We start from the raw sequence: 4657 nt of genomic DNA, 5'->3' as shown, positions 1-4657 counted from the left end.
GGGGGGAGCGCCCCGGGGGCTGGTTGGGGGTATACCCGCTCCGGGCACCACCCGAACGGGTGCGGGACCGCTTTCCACCGGTACCGGCCACCGCCCGGAGGAGCTGACCGGGCGGGGCCCTGGTGTGCACCACAGGACGTTACCGGCGGCCGGCCGAGCCCCGGACGAGTCCGGGCCGCGTATGGGCCGAGACCTGGAGGGATACGGACCGAGCCCCGACCGGGTACGAGCCGGGCCCCGGCCGGGCGGGAGGCAGCGGCGAACCGGCCGGGCGCGCAGTCGGCGAGTGGCGCGCGGTTCAGCGCAGAGCGGGCAGGGCCGCCCGCGCCGCGCTCAGCGCGCCCTCGCGGATCGCAGTGGCCCCCGGCGCCGTACCGCTCTCGAAATCACTGCCGTTGTAGGTGACGGTGAGCATCGCGTTGTCCACCCGTACCGTCAGCACCGCCTCGCGGGTCTGCTGGTCGTCCTCGGTGGTGAGCCGCTCGCGGATGCCGGCGGCGTCGCCGAGACCGGTCAGCCGCCGGCCCTCGGGCGCGGCGGGCCGCGGCGCGGTGGGCGGGGCGACGGTGAAGGTGATGTCCAGCCAGCGGTAGTCGTAGCCGTCCAGCGCGTGCCAGGAGCAGCCGGTGCGGCGGTTCAGGTCGCTGGACTGCAGCGCGGTCCCGCCGGTCGGGGCGCCGGGCACCAGCTTCCGCACCGTCTTGGCCGGCAGCGCGGCGCAGGCATCGGCGGGCGGGCGGCGGAAGCGCACCGTGGTGGCGGGGTGGACGCCGGCCGGCTCGGAGCGGGCCTCCGGTCCGCTCGGCGGGGCATCGGACGAGCCGGTGCCGGAGAGGGCCAGCCCGGCGGCGGCGAGTGCGGCCACGGGCAGCAGTCGGGCGCCCAGGATGATCGGCCAGGATCGCACGGCGGTCTCACTTCGTGAAGGCGTGTGGGGGACGGCGGGAGCGCGCGGGAAGACGACCATGCCATACCGCGAGAGTGGTGTACTCCCCAGGGCCGCCCCGCGCCCCGCCGCCAGGCCCTAGGCTCCGGGCGAGCGCCGTGTCACAGGGAGGAGGGGCGCATGGGCGAGCGGGTACAGGCCCCGAACGAACCGGCGGGGGACCCGGTCTGGGACTCCGTCAGGCAGCTGGTCGCCTGGCTGGACCGGAACAGCGCGGTCCCGCCCGAGCAGCGGTCGCTGCTGCGGGTGCTGAAGCTCTCCGAAGAGGTGGGCGAGGTGGCGGCGGCGGTCTTCGGGGCCACCGGCCAGAACCCCCGCAAGGGCCTCACCCACACCTGGGAGGAGGTCCACGCCGAGCTGTGCGACGTCATCCTCACCGCGATGGTGGCCCTGGCATCGCTCACCCCCGACGCCCGCGAGGTGTTCGCCGCGCATCTGCGCCGGGTCACCGCCCGTTCGCTCGCCTCGGAGGGCACGTAGCAGGGGAGGGATCATGGCGCCAGAGCGGAACTCGGCCGCGCCCGGGACACGGTGCCCAGCCGGCCAGCACCACCGCAAATCGGGCATTCGGCACCAACGGAAGCGGAGCCCTCGCGCCGGCCGTACGCGCCGGCTCGGCGAACGGCACCTCACGAGTCGCCCCGCCGGCAAAAGCCCCAGCGGACGGCGGCCTTGACGGGCCGTCCGGTCCGCGGAGACCGGCGGTCCGATGTTTTGGGCCGAATGCCCGATGCGGATGCGGCGCTCATCCGAAGGCCATAAAAGTGTCGTGCACGGGTCGGTACTTCGCCGCTCGCTTCCACTCCAATTCCTCTGACACCTCATGTCAGGGGAAGGCAGATGACACCGATGGCACACACAGCTGACAGCAGCTCACCCCACCAGCAGATCAAGGCCGCCGCCGCCCGCCTGGGCCGCCGCGGCTTCCTGACCGCCACCTCCGCCGCGGCGGCGCTCGCCTTCACCACCAACCTGCCCAGCGCGCACGCGGCCGAGGCGAGGTCGTACGCGCTCGACGAGGATCCGTTCACCCTGGGCGTGGCCTCCGGAGACCCGCTGCCGGACTCCGTGGTGCTGTGGACCCGACTGGCCCCCAGACCCTACGAGCCCGGCCACGGCCTGCCCGCTTCCGGAGCCGTACGGGTGCACTGGGAGATCGCCCACGACCAGCGCTTCAGCCGACGGGTGCGGCGGGGCACCGCCCCCGCGTACGCCGCCTTCGACCACACGGTGCATGTGGACGTCGGGGGCCTGGAAGCGGACCGGGTGTACTGGTACCGCTTCCGGGTCGGCAACTGGATCAGCCCGGCCGGCCGCACCCGCACCACCCCGGCCCGCGGCAGCCGGGTCAGCGAGGGCCGCTTCGGCCTGACCTCCTGCCAGGCGTACCACGACGGCTACTTCACCGCGCTCGGCCACCTCGCCGACGAGGAGCTGGACGCCGTCTTCCACGTCGGCGACTACCTCTACGAGTACGCGGTCAACGCCACCGGCGGCGCACGCAAGTACACCGACCGCACGCTGCCCGACTGGTTCAACCGGGAGACCGTCACCCTGGACGAGTACCGGCTGCGCTACGCCCTCTACAAGACCGACCCGGACCTCCAGGCCGCGCACGCCGCCTTCCCCTGGTACGTCACCTGGGACGACCACGAGACCGAGAACAACTACGCCGGCGACACCGACGAGCACGGCAGCCCCACGGAGGACTTCCTGGTCCGCCGCGCCGCCGCCTACCGCGCCTACTGGGAGAACATGCCGCTGCGCCTGCCGCAGCAGCCGGTCGGCCCGGACATGCGGCTCTACCGCCGCTTCCACTACGGCCGGCTGGCCCAGTTCGACATCCTGGACACCCGGCAGTACCGCTCCGACCAGGCGTACGGCGACGGCTGGCAGTACCCGGGACCGGAGTCCGAGGACCCGGCCCGCACCCTGACCGGCGCCACCCAGGAGCGCTGGCTGCTGGACGGCTTCCGCCGCTCCACCGCCACCTGGAACGTCCTGCCCCAGCAGGTCACCTTCTCCCGGCGCAAGAACACCACCGCCGCCCGCTCCAAGCTCGCCATGGACGCCTGGGACGGCTACCCGGCCTCCCGCGAACGGATCCTGGCCGGTGTCGAGCAGGCCGGCCTGGACAACTTCGTGGTCCTCACCGGCGATGTGCACGTCTCCTACGCCATGGACATCAAGCGGGACTTCGACGCCCCGGACTCCCGCACCGTGGGCGTGGAGTTCGTCGGCACCTCGGTCAGCAGCGGGAAGGACGGCGCCGAGAAGCCGTCCAACTGGGCGACCTACCTGGCGGCCAACCCGCACATGAAGTTCTACAACGGGCTGCGCGGCTACTCCGTGGTCACCCTGGACGGCTCCCAGGCCCGCGCCGACTACCGGACCGTCCCGTACATCAGCGCCCCCGACGCCCCGGTGAGCACCGCCGCCTCCTTCGCCACGGAGTCCGGCAACCCGGGCCTCCACCAGCTCTGACCCGGCCCCCGGCATACGCCGCGAGCCCACCCCGGGATCCGGGTGGGCTCGCGGCGGCGGCCCACCGCATGGCACCGTGCCGCCATGGCAGCAGTGGATGGGAACCCGGCCCGGTACGGCGCGGCGAGCGGCCCCGACGCCCCGCCCCCGGTGGCCGCGGTGCGCGAACTGGTACGCGGGGTGGCCGCGCTCACCGAGGGGGAGCGGCCCTGGGCGCCGGGCGCGGTGGTGCTCGCCGGGCAGGGCGAGCGGACCCTGGCCGAGGCCGCGTACGGCTGGGCGGTGCGGTACGCCGGCTACGACCCGGCCACCGACCGCGGGGTGGAGCTGCCCCCGGCCGCCCGGGTGCCGGCCCGTATCGACACCGTCTTCGACCTGGCCTCCCTCACCAAGCTGGGCACCGCCGTACTGGCGGTCTGGTGCGTGGAGCGCGGCACCCTGGACCCGGACCGGCCGGTGGCCGAGTACGCACCGGAGCTGACCGCCGCCGCCGAGCACCGGATTACTGCCCGGCAGCTGCTCACCCACACCTCCGGGCTCCGCCCCGAACTGCCGCTGTACGACTGCCCCGGGCAGCCGGAACGGGAGGCGGCCCTCTTCACCGAGCAGCCGATCGGCCCGCCCGGCGGCGAGCGCCGCTACTCCGACCTCAACCCCCTGCTGCTCCAGCGCGTCCTGGAGCGGATCACCGGACGGACGCTGGACCGGCTGCTCGCCGAGGTGGTCACCGGCCCGCTGGGCATGCGGGACACCTGCTTCCGGCCCCCCGCCGCGCTGCTGCCGAGGATCGCCGCCACCGAGGACCAGCGGCGGCCCTGGGCCAAGCTGGACCGGGGCATGCTGCGCGGCCGGGTGCACGACGAGAACGCCCACGCCCTGGGCGGGGTGGCCGGCCACGCCGGGCTCTTCGGCACCGTCCGGGACCTGGCGCGGCTGTGCCGGATGCTGCTGGGCGGCGGCACGTACCAGGGCGTCCGGGTGCTGGCCCCCGCCTCCGTCGACCTGCTGCTCACCGCGCCGGGGCTGGGGTTCGAGGTGGACCAGCCCTGGTACATGGGCGAGCTGGCCGGGCAGGGAGCGGCCGGGCACACCGGGTTCACCGGCACCAGCCTGGTGCTCGACCGGGCGACCGGCGCCTTCCTGGTGCTGCTGGCCAACACCGTGCACCCGGTCCGCCGCCCCACCGCCGGCAGCACCCCCCGCGCAGCCGCCGCAACAGCCCTGGCC

At 74.5% G+C, this 4657-nt stretch carries 4 protein-coding genes; 3 read left to right on the top strand and 1 reads right to left on the bottom strand.

All coding sequences use genetic code 11. The features are described from left to right. Positions 1 to 298 precede the first annotated feature (298 nt). Entirely contained in the window at positions 299 to 907 is a 609-nt protein-coding gene (locus tag E4099_RS29275) for a hypothetical protein (protein ID WP_135342137.1), read from the bottom strand. Between the two features lie 159 nt (positions 908 to 1066). Between E4099_RS29275 and E4099_RS29270 the strand changes: the two genes are divergently transcribed. The 3 genes from E4099_RS29270 to E4099_RS29260 form a co-directional block, all read left to right on the top strand. After that, the gene (locus E4099_RS29270; RefSeq protein ID WP_135342136.1) at positions 1067 to 1426 is read left to right on the top strand and encodes a MazG-like family protein; all 360 of its coding nucleotides are present in this window, start codon (positions 1067 to 1069) and stop codon (positions 1424 to 1426) included. A 360-nt stretch (positions 1427 to 1786) separates the two neighbouring features. Beyond that, entirely contained in the window at positions 1787 to 3430 is a 1644-nt protein-coding gene (locus tag E4099_RS29265; protein ID WP_135342135.1) for an alkaline phosphatase D family protein, read from the top strand. 84 nt (positions 3431 to 3514) lie between these two features. Further along, on the top strand, positions 3515 to 4657 hold a 1143-nt coding region (locus E4099_RS29260; protein WP_135342134.1), incomplete at its 3' end, for a serine hydrolase domain-containing protein.

Origin of the sequence: Streptomyces palmae, assembly GCF_004684805.1 — a bacterium.
Lineage (GTDB): Bacteria > Actinomycetota > Actinomycetes > Streptomycetales > Streptomycetaceae > Streptomyces > Streptomyces palmae.
The sequence above is the reverse complement of the archived record's forward strand: the minus strand, read 5'-3'. Positions and strand labels throughout refer to the sequence as shown.